19 protein-coding genes are annotated in these 20792 nt (G+C 33.0%); 15 read left to right on the top strand and 4 right to left on the bottom strand.

Annotated elements, in window-relative coordinates; genetic code table 11:
• The first annotated feature begins 99 nt into the window (after positions 1-99).
• The 7 genes from MYRA21_RS16550 (at position 100) to MYRA21_RS16530 (ending at position 5940) form a co-directional block, all read left to right on the top strand.
• Complete coding sequence (locus tag MYRA21_RS16550) at positions 100-417, top strand: hypothetical protein (RefSeq protein ID WP_039329924.1); 318 nt, start codon at positions 100-102, stop codon at positions 415-417.
• Positions 418-722: 305 nt separating this feature from the next.
• The gene (locus MYRA21_RS16545) at positions 723-1607 is read left to right on the top strand and encodes a hypothetical protein (protein WP_039329922.1); all 885 of its coding nucleotides are present in this window, start codon (positions 723-725) and stop codon (positions 1605-1607) included.
• A 721-nt stretch (positions 1608-2328) separates the two neighbouring features.
• The gene (locus tag MYRA21_RS19410; RefSeq protein ID WP_235279980.1) at positions 2329-3318 is read left to right on the top strand and encodes a hypothetical protein; all 990 of its coding nucleotides are present in this window, start codon (positions 2329-2331) and stop codon (positions 3316-3318) included.
• Positions 3319-3576: 258 nt separating this feature from the next.
• Positions 3577-4125 carry a hypothetical protein gene (locus tag MYRA21_RS19405; protein WP_235279978.1) on the top strand — a complete coding sequence of 183 codons (549 nt, stop codon included), beginning with the start codon at positions 3577-3579 and terminating at the stop codon, positions 4123-4125.
• Between the two features lie 84 nt (positions 4126-4209).
• Entirely contained in the window at positions 4210-4623 is a 414-nt protein-coding gene (tnpA, locus tag MYRA21_RS16535; RefSeq protein WP_039330489.1) for an IS200/IS605 family transposase, read from the top strand.
• Between the two features lie 59 nt (positions 4624-4682).
• Positions 4683-4940, top strand: coding sequence for an ATP-binding protein (locus MYRA21_RS19525; protein WP_082013841.1), 258 nt, complete (start codon positions 4683-4685; stop codon positions 4938-4940).
• Positions 4941-4950: 10 nt separating this feature from the next.
• The gene (locus tag MYRA21_RS16530) at positions 4951-5940 is read left to right on the top strand and encodes a hypothetical protein (RefSeq protein WP_039329920.1); all 990 of its coding nucleotides are present in this window, start codon (positions 4951-4953) and stop codon (positions 5938-5940) included.
• A 292-nt stretch (positions 5941-6232) separates the two neighbouring features.
• Here MYRA21_RS16530 and MYRA21_RS16525 read toward each other — a convergent pair whose 3' ends face one another.
• Genes MYRA21_RS16525 through MYRA21_RS16515 form a run of 3 tightly spaced genes read right to left on the bottom strand, consistent with a single transcriptional unit; the run spans position 6233 to position 8002 of the window.
• On the bottom strand, positions 6233-6424 hold the full coding sequence (locus MYRA21_RS16525; RefSeq protein WP_039329918.1) for a cold-shock protein: 192 nt from the start codon (positions 6422-6424) through the stop codon (positions 6233-6235).
• Between the two features lie 12 nt (positions 6425-6436).
• Entirely contained in the window at positions 6437-6865 is a 429-nt protein-coding gene (locus MYRA21_RS16520) for a cold-shock protein (RefSeq protein WP_006258141.1), read from the bottom strand.
• 24 nt (positions 6866-6889) lie between these two features.
• A complete protein-coding gene (locus MYRA21_RS16515) occupies positions 6890-8002 on the bottom strand; it encodes a DEAD/DEAH box helicase (protein WP_006258140.1) in 1113 nt (370 codons plus the stop codon).
• Between the two features lie 500 nt (positions 8003-8502).
• Between MYRA21_RS16515 and MYRA21_RS16510 the strand changes: the two genes are divergently transcribed.
• The 5 genes from MYRA21_RS16510 (at position 8503) to rfbB (ending at position 14848) form a co-directional block, all read left to right on the top strand.
• Positions 8503-9525, top strand: coding sequence for a hypothetical protein (locus tag MYRA21_RS16510; protein ID WP_039329916.1), 1023 nt, complete (start codon positions 8503-8505; stop codon positions 9523-9525).
• A gap of 265 nt (positions 9526-9790) precedes the next feature.
• Positions 9791-11191: a UDP-glucose 6-dehydrogenase gene (locus tag MYRA21_RS16505; protein WP_006258138.1), complete on the top strand. Its 1401-nt coding sequence runs from the start codon at positions 9791-9793 to the stop codon at positions 11189-11191.
• A gap of 187 nt (positions 11192-11378) precedes the next feature.
• Positions 11379-12500 (top strand): non-hydrolyzing UDP-N-acetylglucosamine 2-epimerase, encoded by a 1122-nt coding sequence (gene wecB / locus MYRA21_RS16500; RefSeq protein WP_006258137.1) that lies wholly within the window; start codon positions 11379-11381, stop codon positions 12498-12500.
• Between the two features lie 75 nt (positions 12501-12575).
• Positions 12576-13784, top strand: coding sequence for a UDP-N-acetyl-D-mannosamine dehydrogenase (wecC, locus tag MYRA21_RS16495; RefSeq protein WP_006258136.1), 1209 nt, complete (start codon positions 12576-12578; stop codon positions 13782-13784).
• 14 nt (positions 13785-13798) lie between these two features.
• On the top strand, positions 13799-14848 hold the full coding sequence (rfbB, locus tag MYRA21_RS16490; protein ID WP_006258135.1) for a dTDP-glucose 4,6-dehydratase: 1050 nt from the start codon (positions 13799-13801) through the stop codon (positions 14846-14848).
• A gap of 208 nt (positions 14849-15056) precedes the next feature.
• Here the strand turns inward: rfbB and rfbA are convergent, their stop codons facing one another.
• On the bottom strand, positions 15057-15914 hold the full coding sequence (gene rfbA / locus MYRA21_RS16485; RefSeq protein ID WP_006258134.1) for a glucose-1-phosphate thymidylyltransferase RfbA: 858 nt from the start codon (positions 15912-15914) through the stop codon (positions 15057-15059).
• Positions 15915-16406: 492 nt separating this feature from the next.
• Here rfbA and MYRA21_RS16480 point away from each other — a divergent pair, with 492 nt between their 5' ends.
• From MYRA21_RS16480 to MYRA21_RS16470, 3 genes are all read left to right on the top strand, one after another.
• Positions 16407-17795: an Ig-like domain-containing protein gene (locus MYRA21_RS16480; protein WP_006258133.1), complete on the top strand. Its 1389-nt coding sequence runs from the start codon at positions 16407-16409 to the stop codon at positions 17793-17795.
• Positions 17796-18356: 561 nt separating this feature from the next.
• The gene (locus tag MYRA21_RS16475; protein WP_006258132.1) at positions 18357-18620 is read left to right on the top strand and encodes a hypothetical protein; all 264 of its coding nucleotides are present in this window, start codon (positions 18357-18359) and stop codon (positions 18618-18620) included.
• Between the two features lie 94 nt (positions 18621-18714).
• A complete protein-coding gene (locus MYRA21_RS16470; RefSeq protein ID WP_006258131.1) occupies positions 18715-20709 on the top strand; it encodes a sensor histidine kinase in 1995 nt (664 codons plus the stop codon).
• Positions 20710-20792: the final 83 nt, after the last annotated feature.

The raw sequence follows: 20792 nt of genomic DNA, 5'->3' as shown, positions 1-20792 counted from the left end.
GGTGGTTTTTAGTTTAAGTAGTATTGTAAAAAATCACCTAAGTGATGGGGCAACATCGGTCTTGTTCTTGTAAGTTTGTGTCATAAAAGAAGTATTTGTATGGAAATAGTATTGTGGTGTATAGTCAGTCTTGTATTTTTAGGGAGTCTAGTGATGTTTGTTCCCTCTTTGATGTCGTTGGCTTCACCAAGGCCAAAAGAATTAAAAGGAATGTATTATTGGAATAATATTGTATCTAAATCATTCTGTGTATTTGTGATGCTATATCCTTTAGTATTTTTGATTGGAGTTTTGTTTTATTTTTTTCTTCACACTCCTGTCCTTTCCTGGCTAGTGAGTTATGCTATTTTAGTAGTTCTTCTTTTTGCTATTTGGAACAGGTTAGATAAGAAAGTAAACGGAGGTAAAAAGAACTAGAAAACTTGCTTAAATAAAGAGGGATAATCTATAAAAAGATGTAATATATTCTGTTAAAAATCAGGAATAAGTATTTGAATAGAGCAAAAATAAGTAGGCTAAGGATAAAAAATAATTATATTTTTTGATAATTATCATTTTTAAATGTTATTTATTGAATAAAATGTTTTAGTTTTGTTAATATGTTAGTCGTCTTTGTTCTGTCTTTTTAACTGTGAATAGATAGAGAATATGGAAGTAAAGGTGAGAAAATCAAAAAATGACGGCATAAAACAATTTGTTAAATTTTTTGTTTTATTATCATTATGAATAAAAATATACAACGATATATAACTTTAGATCAGTCATACTTCTTCGATATAGATGAAGTGTACTGTGGGGCAGAAATTATAGTTCAACGTTTAGTTAATTATGATCTCTACCAAAAACTCCATTCAGAAGAGTGTAAAAATTATACTCAACAAGAACTGTGTGAGTATTATGATAAAGCAATCCAGACAGAGCAGGTAGTTTTAGATAAAGGAGGATACATTATCGATAATAGTTTTTTTCATGGAGAGTTTTGTGTTGGGGACTTAGGTTTGTTAGATGGGGAATGCAGATTGAAAAGTAAAGTAAATGAGAGTATATTCGATTTGACCTTTATCAAAGGAGTAGCAGTGAAAGGATGTGTAAAGGAACAAGAAATCGTTACTTCAAGATTTTCTTTAGAGAACAGAGTTTTTACTGTAGAAGGATTTGAATTGGGGAGATTAGTAAGTAAACAAGTTATCCATTTTGACTTAGAGATAGATAAAAATACTGTTTTTTATAGTTATTACGAGGATGAATCTATCGAGAGTATAGAAGATAATATTAACCAAGCTCATAAAGTTTACTATCGAAATGGACATATACAGAAGATAAAAGATATCTTAAATGAGCGTACACAGTTCTTCGATAACAGAGGTATTTTAACAGAAGAGTTCTTTATAGAGAAAGGGTATAGATGTTCTTTAACTTATCAAGATGGTGTATTAACTGACAAGACCTGTATCGGAGAAGAGGATGAATACTTTTATTTTTACAAAGAAGGTAAACTTGATTTTTATGAAGTATTAGACAAGGCTACAGATACAACTAGTGTTTATAAAAGCAACGGAGAATTAGTACAACAAGATAGCTTAATTCGGCTAGGATTTACATCATAATAAGGATGTGTTTAAACTTAAATAAATAGTGAAAAGGGAATCCTATTACATAAAAAAGAGCTTTAGCCTTTGGGTTAAAGCTCTTTTTGTTTTTAAAACATTTATTATAAGTGCTTTATATAAGCGTTGTTTTTTTTTGAAAAAAATGTGCTCAATTGCTTTTATTTACTCAAAAAGTAGTAATATTGTACTGTTATCAAAATCTGTTATTTGATGACTCGCTCCCTAGTCAGGCTTCCAATTCTGATTAGGGAGCATTTTTTTGTATACATCCCATCTTGATTTGTGTATATTATAATATAAGTGTTTGTCAATGAGTTTATTATTGATTTATTAGCTGTTTTGTGTCAATTTTTGTAAAAAACAGCATAAAAAATATTGCATATTTACTCAAAAGGTAGTAATATTGCACCGTTATCAAAATCTGTTATTTGATGACTCGCTCCCTAGTCAGGCTTCCAATTCTGATTAGGGAGTATTTTTTTATATATACTTCATTGTAAGTATTCTTGTTTTCTAAGGTTTATCACATTTTCTAAAAATAGAATCTAATCAGTTAGATAGCCTTGGAGTGTGCTAGAGCGCAACTTTCTAAGAATTAGTGTTATAATATGATATCTGTAATTGGTGAATTTTATAAAAAATAAGTTTGCATTGTGTAAACAATGATATGATTTCAAATTTCATTGTTTACATTTGTGATGTATTGATACAAACTGATATGAAAAAACTTCGCCAAATTAATTTTCTATTTGTTGTATTTGCATTGTTATTAGTGAATTGTAGTCGGTCTAAAATTATGGGTAAGACTGATTATGATCAACTATATGCAGTATGGTATGACAACGATTATAAAGATAGCTTAGCACAGGTGCTTAAACCAGCAGTAGATAGGGCACTTAGCTTAAAGAATACTGCTGATAATAGAATTATCATAGATAGTGTGTTAAGTGAACTTAGATGGACACGTGATTCTATTTCATTTTTAAAACTGACTAGAAAAGCTATTCGTTTTGCAGAAGCCAAATCGGATGAGTATATGCTTGTTAATATCTATAATGACGTTGGAATGTACTATCACGACTTAGGTATTATGGATAGTACTTATTACTATTACATCAAAGCGGAGAATGTCTATAAAGAATTAGGTGATTCGATGAAAATAGGTGAAATGGAGTTCTATCAGGCTCGATTGTTATTTGAAAAGGGATTGGTTATGGAGAGCGAGGTTAAGGTAGCTAATGCTTTGCGTATTTTAGAGAGATATCCTCTTAACCCAATACCTTTTGAAGCGAATCAGATGATGGCATTGTGTTTGCTTGAACGTCAAGATTTTGTATCGGCTAAGAGTTATTTACTTACAGCATTGACCTTGATGAAAAAGGAGTTTAATAAGAATAAAATACTAGATCGTCGTGAACTGTCAGATGCTTTAATGATGTTGTATTATAATCTTTCTGAAGTGGCTTATTTTAGAAAAGATTATAAGGAAGCATATGATTATGCAGCAGCAGGATTGGTTTATAAGTGGGCAGAAACAACTCCAATATTATTAGATTTTTTAGAGGCTAATATGGCTAAATCTGATTTGATGCTTGCGGTAACACACAACAAGGAAATCGGAGCTAAAGAAAGAAGTTTGATAACTAAGATAGAGGATACCTATGCTCGCTCATTAGAAATTAGTAATTATTTCGCTGCAAATGAATAGGCTATGAATGCGGCAGGATTGTATATTGCTATTTGAGATAGTGTTAAAGCCTTTGAATGGGCAGAAAAATCATATCAACTTTCAAAGGATAGAGACATTAAGGTTGCTCAGCGTACAGCATTAGAGTTTTTGCTATTACATTAAGAATACGAGAACAAAAATCAAGTAAAGCAAATTATTGAGCTTAATAAGGCTTTAGAAGAACAAGATTATACAACTCGTAACCGTTTCGCTAGAATAGCGTATGAAACAGAGAAGGTGGTAACCGAAAATCATGAACTTAGAAGTGCGGTTTTGTTGGTTTTAGTGACTAGTCTAATTATTATTTTAGGACTTTCTGCAGGAGTATTTATTTATAGACTGAGAAGTAAAAATAGAGAATTAAACTTCATAACAGAACAAAAAGAAGCGAATGAAAGTATTTATCAATTGATCTTAGAGAAAAGTACAATCGTTACTGAAGTGAAGCAATCAGTTACAAATAGAATTGCTAAAGATATTCACGATGGAATAGTTAATTGTATTTTTACAATTCGTTTTAATCTTCAACAATTGCAAACAGAAAATGAGAGTCTAAAGAATACTTTGATTACTGAATTAGAACATTTAGAGAAATCAACCAGAGGGCTGTCACACTCGTTGATAAATAATGAATTGTTTAGCGAAACTAAATTTATAAGTTTGATAGAAGATCTAGCATCACTTCAAAAAAATAAATGGGATACTATATTTAATTTAGAATGTAGTGATTCTGACTATTTAGAAGAGCTAACCGCTATAGAGAAAGTCCATACTTATTTTATTTAAGTATAGAAAACCACCGCCTTTGGCGGTGGTGATGTTTTATAGGCTATGCCTTTTATAGGTTTGTACTATAAAACATTTAAAACAGTGAGTAAATATAGAAAATTAACGCATGTGTATTACAAATGTGATTATCACATAGTTTTTACACCCAAGTATCGCTTCCAAATTTTGGAAGGAATGGTAAAAAGTTTGATTGAATATGATATTCAATTGATTAGTAGTTGGAAAGGTGTTCAAATACAAGAAATGAATATTCAGAAAGATCATATTCATTTAGTATGTTCGATTCCCCCCAAAGTATCTATCAGTGAATTTATGGGAATTCTTAAAGCTAAATTAGCTATAAAACTCTTCAAAACATATCCAACATTAAAACAGAAGCCATATTGGGGTAATCATTTTTGGTCTCGTGGATATTTTGTTAGTACAGTAGGATTGGACGAAGATATGATAAAACGATATGTCAAGTATCAAGAACATAATGATAATCAATCGTAATGCCCCTTTGGGGCTAATCTGAAAAACAAAGCCACCATTTTTAATGGTGGTTTTTTACTATTAGAGAGGCTATTCACAATGTTAATAAATATTCAAAAGCTTCACTTTGTACCATAAGCTTTATAGGGGATAAAGAAGGAATAACTGTTCGAATAAAGGACAATGGAATCGGTTTTGATATGAAGGCTCCTAGAGGAGGAATAGGTATTCAGAATATGAAAGAAAGAGCAGTAGAATTAGGCTCACAACTACATGTGTTTTCTAAAATAAATATAGGTACAGAAGTAATTTTTAAAATAAAACAAACTAAAACATAGATAGCTCACCATGATAATAGAGCCTCAATTTATAAAGTGTTTTCCTGAGTACGATCAAGTATTTGAAGGAGATCTTTCACAGTATAGCACACATTTTTTACCGATTTGTTCTATTAATTTAAAATGTATTTACCCAGATCAAGACCAATGGTTACACTTTGTCTCCGTAAAAGAGATTTATGATGGATGCGTAGGACAAGAAACAAAGATGTATCATTTAGGGTATTGTAAGGAAGATATGTTAGGCTTTGATGTAGTTGGAGATAAGTATCGTTTTGCAGGTGATTGGGGGTATTTTATCTACGAAAAGATGGTTAAAGAGGGGATTACTCCTCAAAATCAAGAAATGGTAGCAAAATACAGAATCAATAGAGCTAATATTGAGACAGTAGAAGATTTAGAGGCTTGGTTAATACAGTTTGAATCAACCACATCTTCTGATTTTAGAAATAAGCTAAAGAGCAAACATACATTTTTTATAACACCAGACTCAGATCAAGGGCTTGTGGAGAGTCTTTTAGATCGTTTTGAAAAGGAAGCTAGTGAATCGGATCATGATAGCGTTATAGGAGCGTATAAGCTAAATACGAAGACTTATGAGCTTGCTAAGCAGTATTATCAGAAGCATGGTAAGATCTATCCGATGACAATAGGTAACTACTCGACTAAAATCGAAACGATGGAAAGTCTAGAAAAAGGAGTAGAGGATAACCTAGAATACATTCAATACCCTGAGATAGCTGGTATATTAGACGATATTCAGTTTCAGAGCAAGGAGGATAAAGATTGTTTAAAGGAATGTGAGATTACTTTTGAGGAAGCGATGCAATTTGAAGACTCTACTAATCTTACAAATTTACCATATGATGAAGAAGGGAATATTTTTACTTATATAGGACGTTTTACAGGTTATCTATTTCAGCAATATGGAGCGGATAGTGTATACCTGTTTTATAGTAAAGAACTGAAAAAAGCGGTTATTTGTTTAGAATACACATAGACGATTTGCTTAATTTAGAATTTAAAATTAAGAATTACGTTTGCCTACGGCATATATACCAATTTGCGTGGATTTAAGGTTGAAATCCGCGATAATGAAAGTCTACATCACCTCCATTCAATACATAATGGTAGGGGCAATCACATACGTCGACCACGTATACTGGTTCGTACGGATTTGGAATCTGTTAGATATATAAACAAAAAAGGCTAAACAAAATATTTTGTTTAGCCTTTTTTTAGTTTATCTAATAAGTAGGAACATTAAAATATTCGTACCTATTAAAAAAGAATTAAGCTCTTCTTACGTTAACAGCGTTTAATCCTTTTTTACCTTTTTCAACTTCATAAACTACTGCATCGTTTTCACGAATTCTCTCGTTTAAACCAGTTGTGTGTACGAAAATGTCTTGTCCTCCATCATTTGGAGTAATGAAACCGAAACCTTTAGTTTCGTTGAAGAATTTTACTGTTCCTTCTTGCATAATATTAAGTATTTAAATTTTATTTACTTCAACGGCACTTAGGCCTCTTGGAGTTCTTTCTTTTTTGAAGGTAACTTTATCACCTTGCTGTAATGGCTGATTAGACTGACTACTGTGTACAAAGATGTTTTCTTTTGAATCATCTTCAGTTATAAACCCGAAACCTTTACTGCTAAAATAAGTCACTACTCCAGTGCATTCAGTATCTGGAGCAGAAGCTGCCGCTAAGCGCTCTTCAAGTTCCCTTTTAGCTGCTTCGATGTCTTGCTCTTCTGGCGGAACGTCTGTTAGATTACCATTGTAGTCTACATAAACCAACATATCTTCAAGATCTTTACCCTTGTTGTTGTTTACTTTACGATCCTCTCTCTTTAATGCTTTCTCTTGTCTTTTCTGTGCTTTCTTTTTATTTTTCTCTTTTTTCGAAAAAGAATCAGCCATATTTATTGCGTTTTTAAGTTAATATTAAATTTCTTGTTTTACCTGCATTTTGATACCTGTAAATCGCTGAATATCCTTCAGCTCTTTTCGTTGTTCAGGTGTGCAAAAACACATGGCAACCCCTTGTACTCCAGCTCGTCCAGTACGACCGATACGATGAACGTAAGTCTCTGGTTTGTCTGGTATATCATAGTTGATCACAAAGGGAAGTTTGCTTATATCTATTCCTCTTGCAGCAATATCTGTTGCGATAAGGATATTGATTTTCTTATTTTTAAAATCATCTAATGCTTTAACACGAGCACTTTGAGATTTATTTCCATGGATAGCCATCGCCACCATATTGACCTTTTGAAGGTATTTAACTAGGTTATTAGCCTCGTATTTCGTTCTTGTAAATACTAATGTAGACTCCGTATTCTCCTTTAAGATAGTGTGTAATAACGTTTTCTTATCTTTCTTCTCTGTATAGTATACTTGCTGTTCGATAGTTGTCGCTGTGATTACTTCAGCAGCTACTTCTATTTTTACAGGTTTGTAGACGATTGTTCTAGCGAATTGCTCTATTTCTTTAGGCATTGTAGCTGAGAAGAACAGAGATTGTCTTTTAGTAGGAACAAATTTAAGAATTTTTTTAAGATCGTGTATGAATCCCATATCTAACATCTGATCAGCCTCATCTAGTACTAATATCTCTAGATTAGAAAGCTTTACTATTTTTTGATTGATTAGATCCAATAGTCGACCAGGAGTAGCCACGATAATTTCGGGATGTTGTTTTAACGCTCTTACTTGAGGTGGAAGAGGTACACCACCGAATAAAGTTACTGTTTTCAGAGGAAGCTCAGTACTATAGTCTAAAAAACTATCTTTTACCTGTATTGCTAATTCTCTTGTAGGAACTAAAATTAAGGCTCTTATACCTTTTGTCGATTTAGGAGTAGAGTGCAGTTTTTGTAAAATAGGAATAGCAAAAGCAGCAGTTTTACCTGTACCTGTTTGAGCAGTACCGATTACATCTTTTCCTTCCAGAATAGGAGGGATTGCTTTTTGTTGTATTTCAGTAGCTGTAGAATAACCTATTTTAGTTAATGCTGTTTGTATCTCTTGTGTTAATGCTAAATCTTTAAAGTTCATTTATTATTGCCTGTACTTATTCTTTTATCTTTATATGCTTTAAAACTATTAGGTCTTAAAGTCTTTTGGTATTATTTATCCTAGTGAACTTGTTTTTCTATTATGCATCAGAAACTCATATTTCGTAGGTAAGTGGTCTTTTGTTTTTGCAATAAAGCTCTAAGAGCATAAGCAGGGAAACATCTTTTACTTTCTATTGAAATTGTAAAAGAATCAAGAGTTAAATAAAGTAAAGACCAAGGAAGTAAAATTAAACGAGGTTTTTTAAAACTATTTAATTTTAGAATAACTAAGGCAGAAATCTATTAACTAATAATACAGGCACAAAGGTATAATTAATAATCGAATAATGAAGTATTTATTTTGAATTAGAGAGATAACAATTCAAATAAGATGTTTGTTTAAGAAAGAAAATACGCTTTTTAGCAAAAAGGCGTTAGCAATATTGAGGAAGAATAGTAAATTTGGAAGAACATAAAGAATCAGTAGAAATCACTTGAATGAAAACAAAATCTTGGTTAACAATAGTACAGCAGCATGACGACTTAGTAAGACGATGGTTTATTTGTTGTTGTGTATTGATGAGCTCTCTAGTATGGGGGCAGCAAGTAGATGAAGATCAAGTGAGTGTAGTGAAGCTTTGGCGTGACCTTAATGGTGAGAATAGCCTATATATAAAAGTAGGAGCGACCTGTAATAACTATGATAGCAAGGGAATCTTTGCTAAGGGTGGATACGAATCCATTATCTCTATAGAGTTGATTAACGAAGAGAATAAAGTAAGTATAAACTATGGAGAACGCCTTCCAGATAACCAAATGTTGATGTTTTATGACGAGGGAATTTGGTTTGAAGAACACGAAGATATTCAGGCGGTTTTTATTCCAGTTTTTTACTGTAGACCCTATTTTGGTAGTCAAATGCCCCTTACTTATATCGTTATTTATAACGGAAAACGCTATATGTATCACTTCGATTACTTCTGCCAATCGGATATATTAGGAACTTGTTCACTCCCTTATAGCAAGGGTAGATTACAAAAAAGGTTGTCAGATTTACCAAAAGAATTAGCCAAAAAGTTCGCGAACTATTTGACCAAAGTATATACCCAAAGAGAAGACCTATTTCCCAATCACCTTATCTTTAGAACAGAAAAATATAACAATGTCTATAGACCATATGATTTAGCAACAGCTTATCACGCATCATATCCCTATGTTTTATTAGACAAGGTCAATGGTTACCTTGAAGAAAAAAAGTATTCTTTAGCGACAACGTATCTAAACGAATTTGAATATATCTATGTGAGAGAGGAATTGACAGTGAATGTAGCGGGTTTTTATGTACAGGATAAAACTATTGGTCAAAAAGCAACGTCTTATCGCTCAAGAGTACATGCAGAAAGAGAAAAACTATTAGAAGAAGCTAAATTCCTAACCCGTAGAAATCAATACCAAGAAGCCTATTTAATCTATAAAGTGATATTAGAAGAAGAAAACGACTTCCTTCCTTCGGGGAATTAAAAATTAAGAATGGTTCCTGTTCGTGCGGATTTAAGGTTGTAATCCGTGCGGTTTTCATACGCCTGACAACGTATATCCGTTTAACAGTAGAGGCAACACCTTGCATTAAATACATGTCACACATAGAATTTATAAATAAAAACACCTATTGCTTATAGTAGGTAAATAATTAACTTTACACCTATTGTTTATAGCCCCTGATAAGAGGGGTTAAGACTATAAGAGTTAATAGACTCTAGATAAGAATTATACTTTTGGAGATTATATGAAGAATATACAAAAAATATGTTGCATAGGAGCAGGTTATGTAGGTGGGCCTACTATGGCAGTTATTGCACAGAAAAACCCACATATTCAAATAACAGTAGTAGACTTAAATGAAGCGCGTATCAAAGCGTGGAATGATAAGGATTTGAGTAAATTACCTATTTATGAGCCAGGTTTAGATGTGGTGGTTGGTGAGGCAAGAGGGCGCAATTTATTTTTTGATACCAATGTAGATAAAGCTATTGATGAAGCAGATATGATCTTTATTTCAGTAAATACGCCAACCAAGACGTATGGAAAAGGAAAGGGAATGGCTGCAGATTTAAAATATATTGAGCTATGTGCTCGTCAGATTGCACGAGTTGCCAAGACAGATAAAATCGTAGTAGAGAAATCTACACTTCCTGTGCGAACTGCACAAGCAATTAAACGAATTCTTGATCAAACAGGCAATGCAGTAGAGTTTGAAATACTCTCTAATCCTGAGTTTTTAGCAGAAGGTACAGCTATTCAAGACTTGATGAATCCTGATCGTGTATTGATTGGAGGAGCAGAAACTCCGAGAGGAAGAGAAGCTATTGAAGCGTTAGCATCTATTTATGAAGCATGGGTGCCTGAGGAGCGTATTTTGCGTACCAATGTATGGTCGTCAGAACTTTCTAAACTGACAGCCAATGCCTTCTTAGCACAACGTGTATCTTCTATCAATGCGATTTCAGAACTATGTGAAGTATCAGGGGCAGATGTAGCTGAAGTATCTAGAGCTATTGGTACAGATAGCCGTATTGGGAACAAGTTCTTAAAAGCATCTGTAGGATTTGGAGGGTCGTGTTTCCAAAAAGATATCTTGAACTTAGTGTATATCGCTAAGTCTTATGGACTAGATGCAGTAGCAGACTATTGGGAGCAAGTAATCATTATGAATGATCATCAGAAACGTCGTTTTGCAGAAAATATTGTAACGACTTTATTCAATACAGTTAACGATAAAAAAATAGCTTTCTTAGGATGGGCATTTAAGAAAGATACCAATGATACAAGAGAATCAGCGGCTATCTATGTAGCCAATGAGTTAATTGAGGAAGAAGCACAGATCCACGTATATGATCCTAAAGTAATGGAACAACAGATGTTGTCTGATTTAGATTACTTAGCGACTCGTGAGGCGGAGTTGAATAAAAAACATTTGACAGTGCACCAAGATCCTTATACTGCTCTAGAAGGAGCACATGGTATTGCAGTATTGACAGAGTGGGATGAGTTTAAGACGTATGATTGGCAACGTATCTACGATAAGATGCAGAAGCCAGCCTTTATATTCGATGGTCGTAATATATTAGATCGTCAAGCGTTAGAAGATATAGGATTTGAAGTTTATACAATAGGTAGAGGAAAATAAACTTTAACACGTAAATTAAGCAATAAAAATGCAAGGATATAAAATATTAGGATTTATATTCTTTAGAGTATCTCTTATATTTAGATGAATTTTATTACAAATGTAATATAAGAAGAGACTATTAAATTGATGATATTAACTGTTTTTTTAAAAAATAAAAACAGACATTAACACACATTATTTAACTATGAAAAAGAATTTGATTGTATTTGGTACAAGACCAGAAGCTATCAAAATGGCTCCTTTAATAAAAGAGTTTAAGAAGCACAATGATCAATTTGATACACGTGTATGTGTAACCGCGCAACACAGAGAGATGCTTGACCAGGTTTTAGAATTTTTTGATATTATACCAGAGTATGATTTGAATTTGATGAAACCCAATCAAAATTTGTATTCTTTAACAGGGGATATTATCACAGGATTAAAGCCTGTTTTAGAGGAGTTCAAGCCTGATTATGTATATGTACATGGAGATACTACTACAACGATGTCAGCAAGTATTGCAGCTTTTTACAGTGGAGCCAAGGTGTGTCACGTAGAAGCAGGCCTTAGAACACATAATAAACGAGCACCTTTTCCTGAGGAAATAAATCGACAGATCACTGGTCGTGTGACAGATTATCACTTCGCACCAACCGCAGCTTCTCAAGAAAACTTATTAAGAGAGAATATTGCTACTAAAGATATCCTTATTACAGGAAATACAGTTATTGATGCTTTGTTAGAAAGTGTAGAGCGTGTAGAAGACTTGCAAAATGAAGAAATCACACAATTAAAGCAAATTGTCGATCCTGCTAAAAAGCTTATTCTAGTAACAGGTCATAGACGTGAGAACCACGGAGATGGGTTTATTCGTATTTGTGAAGCACTAAAAGAAATTGCTTTAACACATTCTGATGTACAGATTATTTATCCTGTACACTTAAATCCAAATGTAAAAGGTCCTGTTTACGAAATTTTATCAGGAATTAATAATATCAAATTAATTGACCCATTGGCTTATCCATCTTTTGTGTGGTTGATGAATAAGAGTTATATGATTGTAACAGATAGTGGAGGAGTACAAGAAGAAGCACCAAGCTTAGGAAAACCTGTCTTAGTGATGCGAGATACGACAGAGCGCCCTGAGGCTGTAGCTGCAGGAACAGTGATCTTAGTAGGTACAGATAAAGATAAAATTGTAAATGAGGCAAATAGCTTATTGACAGATATAATTCGCTATGAGAAGATGTCAGCTTTACACAATCCTTATGGAGATGGAAAAGCATGTGCACGTATAGTGGAATTTATCAGTAAATTACAGTAGAGACGTAATACCTTACGTCTAATAAAAGGAATACAGTAGAGACGTAATATCTACGTCTAATAAAAAGATATATAAATGAATACACAAGTAGTAACAATAGGATTAGGATATATAGGATTACCAACATCAGCATTAATTGCACAAAATAAAATAAGTGTACATGGAGTGGATATTTCTCAGCATGTGGTAGATACGATTAATGCAGGTAAAATTCATATTGTAGAACCAGATTTAGACAAGGCAGTAGCCGAAGCTGTACAAGCTGGATATTTAAAAGCAGCAACTACTCCTATTGTAGCTAATACATATTTAGTAGTTGTACCGACTCCATTTAAAGGAAATCATGAACCAGATATTTCGTATGTAAAGGCAGCAACTACGGCTATACTTCCATTATTGAAAGAAGGTGATTTATATATCATTGAATCTACCTCTCCAGTAGGAACAACAGAGAAGATGATGGAATACATCTTTACAGAACGCCCAGAGCTTGAAGGTAAGATTTATTTAGCTTATTGTCCAGAGCGCGTATTACCAGGAAATGTGATGTATGAATTAGTTCACAATGATCGTGTTATTGGAGGGGTAAATGAAGCCTCTACAGAAAAAGCAGTAGCATTCTATAGCCAATTTGTAAAGGGAACTTTACACAAAACAAATGCGCGTACAGCAGAGATGTGTAAACTGACAGAGAACTCTTCTAGAGATGTGCAAATTGCATTTGCTAATGAGTTATCACTTATTTGTGATAAAGCAGGGATTAATGTTTGGGAATTAATCGAATTAGCAAATAAACACCCACGCGTAAATATCTTGCAACCAGGATGTGGAGTAGGAGGGCATTGTATTGCAGTGGATCCTTACTTTATTGTATCAGAATTCCCTATGGAATCTAGAATTATTGCTCATGCTAGAGAAGTGAATAATTATAAGTCATTTTGGTGTGCAGAAAAAGTAAAATCAGCTCGTTTAGAGTTTGAATTAAAACAGGGACGTCAACCTGCTATTGCAGTAATGGGATTGGCTTTCAAGCCGAATATAGATGACTTGCGTGAATCGCCAGCTATCTATATTACGGAACGTATTTTGCAAGATTCAGGAGATGCTGATATGTATATTGTAGAACCAAATGTACATGACCACAAAGTGTTCAAGTTAACGAACTACAAAGAAGCTATAGAAAAAGCAGATATTATTGTATTCTTAGTAGCACATAATGAATTTAAAACAGTAGAAATTCCAAGTGGAAAAGTAGTTTTAGATTTTTGTGGAATAAAGAAATAATAAAAGTAAGTAGAATGAAGAAGATTGTTGTTACTGGCGGTGCAGGCTTTATAGGTTCACACGTCATTAGACATTTTGTAAATAAGTACCCTGCATACCACATCTATAACTTAGATGCTCTGACTTATGCAGGAAACCTAGAGAATCTAATAGATATACAGTCTGCCCCTAATTACACCTTTATTAAGGGAGATATCACAGATGAGCAATTTATTCAGGAACTATTTAAGAAAGAGCAGTTTGATGCTGTGATTCACTTAGCTGCAGAGTCGCATGTAGATCGTTCCATTACTAATCCGTTGGCTTTTGTGAAAACAAATGTAATAGGAACAGTGAATTTACTACAAGCATTTAAAGCCTTATGGCAAGACAACTGGGAAGGAAAGCGTTTTTACCATGTCAGCACAGATGAAGTATATGGAACATTAGGAGAGGTAGGTTTGTTTACCGAAACGACCGCTTATGATCCTAATTCCCCTTATTCTGCCTCTAAAGCTAGCTCAGATCACTTTGTAAGAGCTTATGGTGAGACTTATGGAATGCCTTATGTAGTGAGCAATTGTTCTAATAATTATGGGCCAAATCACTTCCCAGAGAAGTTAATTCCATTGTGTATTTACAATATCATCCATAAGAAACCCTTGCCTATTTATGGAAATGGGAAGTATACTCGTGATTGGCTCTATGTCTTAGATCACGCCAGAGCGATTGATGATGTATTTCACAAAGGAGGTAATGCAGAGACTTATAATATCGGAGGTTTTAATGAATGGCAAAATATTGATTTAGTCAAAGAATTGTGTCAACAGATGGATACAGTCTTGGGGCGCCAAGTAGCAGAGAGTGAACAGTTAATCACTTTTGTAAAAGATAGACCAGGACATGATTTAAGATATGCTATAGATGCAACTAAGATTAATAGAGAGTTAGGGTGGAGCCCATCAGTGACTTTTGAAGAAGGATTAGCGAAGACCATTGACTGGTATATGAATAATCAAGACTGGTTAATGAATGTAACAAGTGGAGCTTACCAAGAATATTATCAAAAACAGTATATAAAGTAAATAGAAAAGGCCTTGTACTCTGAGATGGTACAAGGCCTTTTCAACCCAAAACAAGCGATAGACATATAAGCGAAAAGTAATTATACAAAATAGGTCTGAATTAGCGATACAAGCATACTTTAGTATGGTTACAGAACTAATGAAAGAGATATGAAGTAGAATTACTTTGTAGTATGTGGCTAACGCAGATTTTGGGTTTAATACATTATTACTCTATTGCCATTAGATATTCTCCATACCCACTTTTACATAGGGGTTGAGCGATATGATGTAGTTGTTCTTTTGTGATATATCCCATTCGATAAGCAACTTCTTCAATGGCTCCTATTTTTAGCCCTTGGCGCTCTTCGATGACTTGAACGAATTGACCAGCTTTCATCAGAGAAGCAAACGTACCTGTGTCTAACCAAGCCGTTCCTCTGTCTAATATGCCTACTTTCAGCTTACCTTGTCTCAAATATTCTTTATTGATGTCTGTTATCTCGTATTCTCCTCTTTTAGAAGGCTGAATAGTCTTGGCGATATTCACCACATCATTGTCATAAAAGTACAAACCAGGAACCACAAAATTAGATTTAGGCTCTAGTGGTTTCTCCTCTATGGATAGTACATTTTTATCTTGATCGAATTCTACTACACCATAGCGTTGAGGGTCTGTGACAGAATAAGCGAATATCGTTGGTTCTGCACTTTTTACACAAGCTTGTAATAGTTTGGACATGCCACTACCATAGAAGATATTATCTCCTAAGATAAGCGCTACAGGATCTTTACCGATAAATTTCTCTCCGATTATAAAAGCCTGTGCTAATCCATTAGGTTCCTCTTGTATAGCATAGGTAAAAGAACAGCCTATTTGACTTCCATCTCCTAATAGCTTTTTAAAGTTAGGAAGGTCAGTAGGGGTAGAAATAATCAGAATTTCATTGATTCCCGCTAGCATTAACGTGGATAAAGGGTAGTAAATCATTGGCTTGTCATAGACAGGCATGAGTTGTTTACTTACAGCTAATGTTAGTGGGTGTAATCGAGTTCCAGATCCCCCAGCGAGAATAATTCCTTTCATCTTAAAATAATAAAGGGATAAAGTTAATGATTTTTTAAATCAAGATTACACGATAGACATATAAACGAAAATCAATAAAATATTCTAGGCTTTAATTTAGATTAGGGTATACTTGTAGAGTTACAGAAAGAGGTGTGAACTTGACCTTGTATATTAGATTTACCTCATGTGAAATCTAGGGTTAACCTCTTAAAAGAGCATAAAATAAATTACGTATATAGGCTAAAGCAAGGTGTAATGATAAAAAAATAGAGTTTAAAAAACATATATTATTGTTTTATGTATGGAGTGTATGTTAATTTTGCAAAAATTAACATGTAAATTGTATTTAATGTTTTTTTGCCTCTAAAAAGCTGGGTATTTTTAAAGGTGTTAAATATTGATTTTTAGTATTTTAAGGTATAGTTATTATTGGTTTTTAAAGAAAATAAAGCTGTATAAATCGTAAATTTAATAGAGGATAAAGGAAAATCTTCTTTAATAAAAAACATTATGAAAGCAAAATTTGTACTACTAACTCTTTTCTCATTAGTAGTATTAGGGTGCTCTTCAGAAGATGAAGGCATTAGAGAAAAAAAAGTGACTATCACTTTTATCAATAAAGAAAAACAAGTATTGATAAACGATAGTTTTGACTTGATGAATGAACTCAAGATTGAGAATGCAACTAAAGAACAAGTTGTCTGGCTCAGTGAAAACCCAAGTGTTGTTCGTTTAAATGGAAGCATAGGTAAAGCGCTTTCAGAAGGAGAAATCCAAATTACAGCCAAAGTAAAGAATACTAATGTTCAGACGAGTATGAAAATTAGTGTACAAGAACAGATTTTACAATTTAAACAAAAAGAATTATCTTTAGTTACAAATAAGACTTTCAATCTAAACGATCTATTAGAAATTAAAAATATTGAGTTAGATCAACTAAAATGGACTGTAGAAAACTCTAATATTTTAACTATAAATAAAGGACAGATTACTACTTATCAACAAGGTAAAGTTAAAATCACTGTAGAGTTTGGAAAGTCTAAAGCTATTATTACAGTTATCGTTGAAAACAATGAACTCCAAGACATTATTTTTGATGAAGATATTATTGAAATTACGGGGATGCAACAAAATAAGATCCCTTATCGTACCCTACCAAAGGGAGCCAGTACTGCTGGAGTCAAATGGGAGATTTCACCAGGAGGCATTAGTTTATTTGATAACGAAACACTCTACTCTGATAGATTGGATAGTAGTACACTAACCGTTATATTGCCTAATGGCAAAAGGAAATCAATAGAGGTAAGAGTGGTCTCTAAAGGGATTCTTGAAATTAAAACACCTTATGGCACCAATATAAAAATTGTCGAAGAACAAGAAGAACAATTTTATCTAGTTCTACTGCCTTTAGGTGAAACTTTTGAGGACTTCGAAGTGACTATGGATAATCCAATTATCAAAATTGATATTAACGGATATATCAAAACATTCTTTGGTCAACTAGGCGTGACAAATGTAACCCTTCGAAGTAAACAAAATCCTCATGTATCGATCATAATGAGAGTAGAAGTGATCAGTTTTATAAATGATGTTTTGGTCAGCTCACAAATCTTTGACGAGATTAAAAATGACGGAACCCATACAGGCGAATTACAGTATCAGCTGTTTAGTTCTAGGAGAGATGGTATTTCTATACAAGACTTTATTCTCTATGACGGATATAATCGAGTGATCTTTAGAGATTCTAAAACCTATACACTACAACAGATTTATACTATTAAGTTAAACAAAGTCTATAAACCATACGCCGAGTTTACCTTAATGTATAAAGGCGTAGCCATCAAATGTAGAAAAGAAGTCAACGTAGTTACTGGAATACCGATCCCAAAGGCTTTTTAATTAAGAAATAGTTCTTTTTTAATAGGCTCTTGATATAAAATACAACGACAATATGGTTAGGCTGTATTGTCGTTTTTTTATTCTATTGTTCTTGACTTTGGTAAGTATATCAAGGATTTTAGGTTTCATTCTGTGCAATACATAATGCATTTATACAACAGAAGGACAATCACATATGGCTACACAATACATTGCGTCTACCACATCAATGAGATAAAAATTTAACATTTTATGAGTTTAAACTACAACAGTAAGTGTAATTATTGCTTTAAGTTTATAAATGAAATTTAGATGTATCTATTTTATGATATAAAACTTATACTAAGTGATTTAGAAAACTCTTTGTTGTAATTATTATAAGTAAAGCAGTCCTTCTTTGATAAAAGTGACGATAGACTATCGAAGAACGTATTATAGAAATAGAATAATATAAAAGCGTTTTACAGCAGAAATTAAATTCTACTTAGAGTGAATATGTTTTTACATCTTAAATTATTGTTTATTAATAACCATAACTAACTATGGAGTAGTTATTATAGTTAGTTATTAAATCTATACAGTATGAAAAAAATCTATTTTATGATGGGGTTAGTAACTCTTTCAACCATGGTGGTATCTTGCTCTAACGATGATAATTTACAACAAGATATAGAAGTAAAGCAAAGAGAGAAACAAGCAAAGGCGCAAGGAGTACTTACAATAAAAGATGAAACGGAAGTTGAAACGAAAAGCTTCTCTACTGAAGAGATGAATGATCGTGGGGATTTTGATTTAGATAAGGATAAAACAAAGAGAGAAGGAAACGGAAAAGGAAAAGGAAAGTAATAAGTGTTTACCTTTTTTAAGGTTATAGATTTTGCAGTATAGTAAAGCGATTCATCTTGGATCGCTTTATTATTTTGGTTATAAAAGAATCGTTATGCGTTTTAGTTTATTATTGTTTTTATTTTGTTGTCTATCTTGTAATGGGGTAGTAGAGAAAAAAACGAAAGAGACAAACTATTTTGAAGGTTATGCTGAGGCTATTGATAAAGAAGTTTATCTAGACAGTATTGCTACTTTGATCATAAAAAGACCTAATGACTCTTTGACTAGAGAAGCACTCTTAAGATTAGCTAACCGTTACGAATGGATAAAGCGGGATAGAAAGGTTAAGAAAAATCTAGAAAAACTGTATACTTACTCAAAACAACAAGGAGATACAGCACATATAGCCAAGACCTATTGGTATTTAGGAGATTATTACGATAGGAAACAAATTTTAGATAGCGCTTACTTTTATTATCTCAAAGCGGAGAAACTTTATGCTTTACAACAAGATAGTATCAACTGGGCTAAAATGCTTTCTTATAAAGCAGGTGTTTTACACGATACAGGGATTTATACAGAGAGCGAGACCACGATAGCCCAAGTTCTACAAGTGTTATCCAAACAAAAAAACACAAGACTTATCTATGAAGCCAACTTCCAAATGGCTTCGGTACTAAAAGAACTGAAAGAGTACAGAGTAGCTCTAGAGTATTATGTAAAAATACCAGAATTGCTAAATAGGTTAGAAGAAGAAGGATATGATAGATATAATTTACAACGCTCCTGGCTATCGTATTATAATAATCTAGGAGGCTATTATCAAGAAGTAGGTAATTTACAAGAAGCCAAAAATTACTTTCAGATTGCGCTTAGAAACCAGTATGTTGATAGTTTTCCACGATTAAAAGCGATGGTTTTAAATAACTATGGATATAATCAGATGCTCCTTTGTGAGGATACTAAGGTGATCCAATCTACACTAGAATCTGCTTTGGAGATTCGTACCCAGATTAATCATAAACAAGGCATTGTCGCTAGTAAAATAAGAATAGCAGAGCTAAGTCTTCTAAAAAAAGATACCATAGCGGCTTTAATTCTCATGAAAGACGCTTATGCTATGGCGGCAGAGGATAGGAATCTTTATGAGTTAATCGAAAGTCTAAAGTTTTTATCCGAATACGATGTAAATGACAAAGAGTTTTATACCACTATTTATCTCAGAACCCAAGATAGCATAAGAACTCTAGAGCGTCAGACTAGAAATAAATTTGCCCGTATTGAATATGAAACAGGAGAAATAGAAAAGAGAAATGATCTTTTAAAGCAAAGAAATACATATTTAGGAGGAGTCATTTTGCTTGTCGTCTTACTGTCTATTGTGTTTTTTATTGTGCTTAGTTTGCAAATGAAAAACAAAAAACTCTTATATCAGCAAAAAGATCAACAGGCTATACACCAGATTCAAGCTTTGCTTTTACAACAACAAAGCATAACCTATAAGGCAAAAAATAAACAAAGAAAACAAATAGCCAAAGACCTACATGACTCTATTATTAATAGAGTGTTTACGGTGCGTATCAATCTCGGACAATTGTCAACTGATCAAACTAAAGAGAAAGAAAAGTTAATCGATCAATTAACACAAATCGAAGCGCAGACCAGAGCCTTATCTCACAATATGCATAAGACCTTGTTTAATCAAGAGCAAGACTTTAGCTTAGTACTTGAGAATTTAATATTAAGTCAGAAAAATCCATTTCAAACTGTTTTTGAGTGTTCTATTGATAGACTTATTAATTGGGATTTTTACACCTGGTATCAAAAAGCACAGTTATACCTTATTGTACAAGTATTGCTTCAAAATGTAAATAAACATGCTCATGCGAGTAAGTGTTTAGTTATTATTCTTTTAAGTGAACAGCATATTGTAGTTAAAATTCATGATAATGGTATTGGTATTGATACCAAGAAAATAAATAAAGGATTGGGTTTTAAAAATATAAGGCATCGACTACAATCTCTACAAGGAAAAATGACTATCTCTACCCTTAATCAGATGACAACGATTAGTTTAGAAATTCCCTATAGTGAAAAGGAAGTATAGTTTTATTTTGTTGTAATTTTTATAAATTTAAGATTGTGTAGTTCTTTTTTATTCCTAAATTGCTTTGTAATTTTTATAAAACG

It is taken from the genome of Myroides sp. A21 (assembly GCF_000807225.1).
Taxonomy (GTDB): domain Bacteria; phylum Bacteroidota; class Bacteroidia; order Flavobacteriales; family Flavobacteriaceae; genus Flavobacterium; species Flavobacterium odoratimimum.
The sequence above is the reverse complement of the archived record's forward strand: the minus strand, read 5'-3'. Positions and strand labels throughout refer to the sequence as shown.

Coding starts and splice junctions, on each gene's coding strand:
- MYRA21_RS16515 (WP_006258140.1), bottom strand. CDS start 8,002: ATGAACTTTAAAGATTTAGCATTAACACAAGAGATACAAACAGCATTA.
- rfbA (WP_006258134.1), bottom strand. CDS start 15,914: ATGAAAGGAATTATTCTCGCTGGGGGATCTGGAACTCGATTACACCCA.
- MYRA21_RS16475 (WP_006258132.1), top strand. CDS start 18,357: ATGAAAAAAATCTATTTTATGATGGGGTTAGTAACTCTTTCAACCATG.
- MYRA21_RS16550 (WP_039329924.1), top strand. CDS start 100: ATGGAAATAGTATTGTGGTGTATAGTCAGTCTTGTATTTTTAGGGAGT.
- MYRA21_RS16480 (WP_006258133.1), top strand. CDS start 16,407: ATGAAAGCAAAATTTGTACTACTAACTCTTTTCTCATTAGTAGTATTA.
- MYRA21_RS16520 (WP_006258141.1), bottom strand. CDS start 6,865: ATGGCTGATTCTTTTTCGAAAAAAGAGAAAAATAAAAAGAAAGCACAG.
- wecB (WP_006258137.1), top strand. CDS start 11,379: ATGAAAAAGAATTTGATTGTATTTGGTACAAGACCAGAAGCTATCAAA.
- MYRA21_RS16545 (WP_039329922.1), top strand. CDS start 723: ATGAATAAAAATATACAACGATATATAACTTTAGATCAGTCATACTTC.
- MYRA21_RS16470 (WP_006258131.1), top strand. CDS start 18,715: ATGCGTTTTAGTTTATTATTGTTTTTATTTTGTTGTCTATCTTGTAAT.
- MYRA21_RS19410 (WP_235279980.1), top strand. CDS start 2,329: ATGAAAAAACTTCGCCAAATTAATTTTCTATTTGTTGTATTTGCATTG.
- MYRA21_RS16510 (WP_039329916.1), top strand. CDS start 8,503: ATGAAAACAAAATCTTGGTTAACAATAGTACAGCAGCATGACGACTTA.
- rfbB (WP_006258135.1), top strand. CDS start 13,799: ATGAAGAAGATTGTTGTTACTGGCGGTGCAGGCTTTATAGGTTCACAC.
- MYRA21_RS16505 (WP_006258138.1), top strand. CDS start 9,791: ATGAAGAATATACAAAAAATATGTTGCATAGGAGCAGGTTATGTAGGT.
- wecC (WP_006258136.1), top strand. CDS start 12,576: ATGAATACACAAGTAGTAACAATAGGATTAGGATATATAGGATTACCA.
- MYRA21_RS16530 (WP_039329920.1), top strand. CDS start 4,951: ATGATAATAGAGCCTCAATTTATAAAGTGTTTTCCTGAGTACGATCAA.
- MYRA21_RS16525 (WP_039329918.1), bottom strand. CDS start 6,424: ATGCAAGAAGGAACAGTAAAATTCTTCAACGAAACTAAAGGTTTCGGT.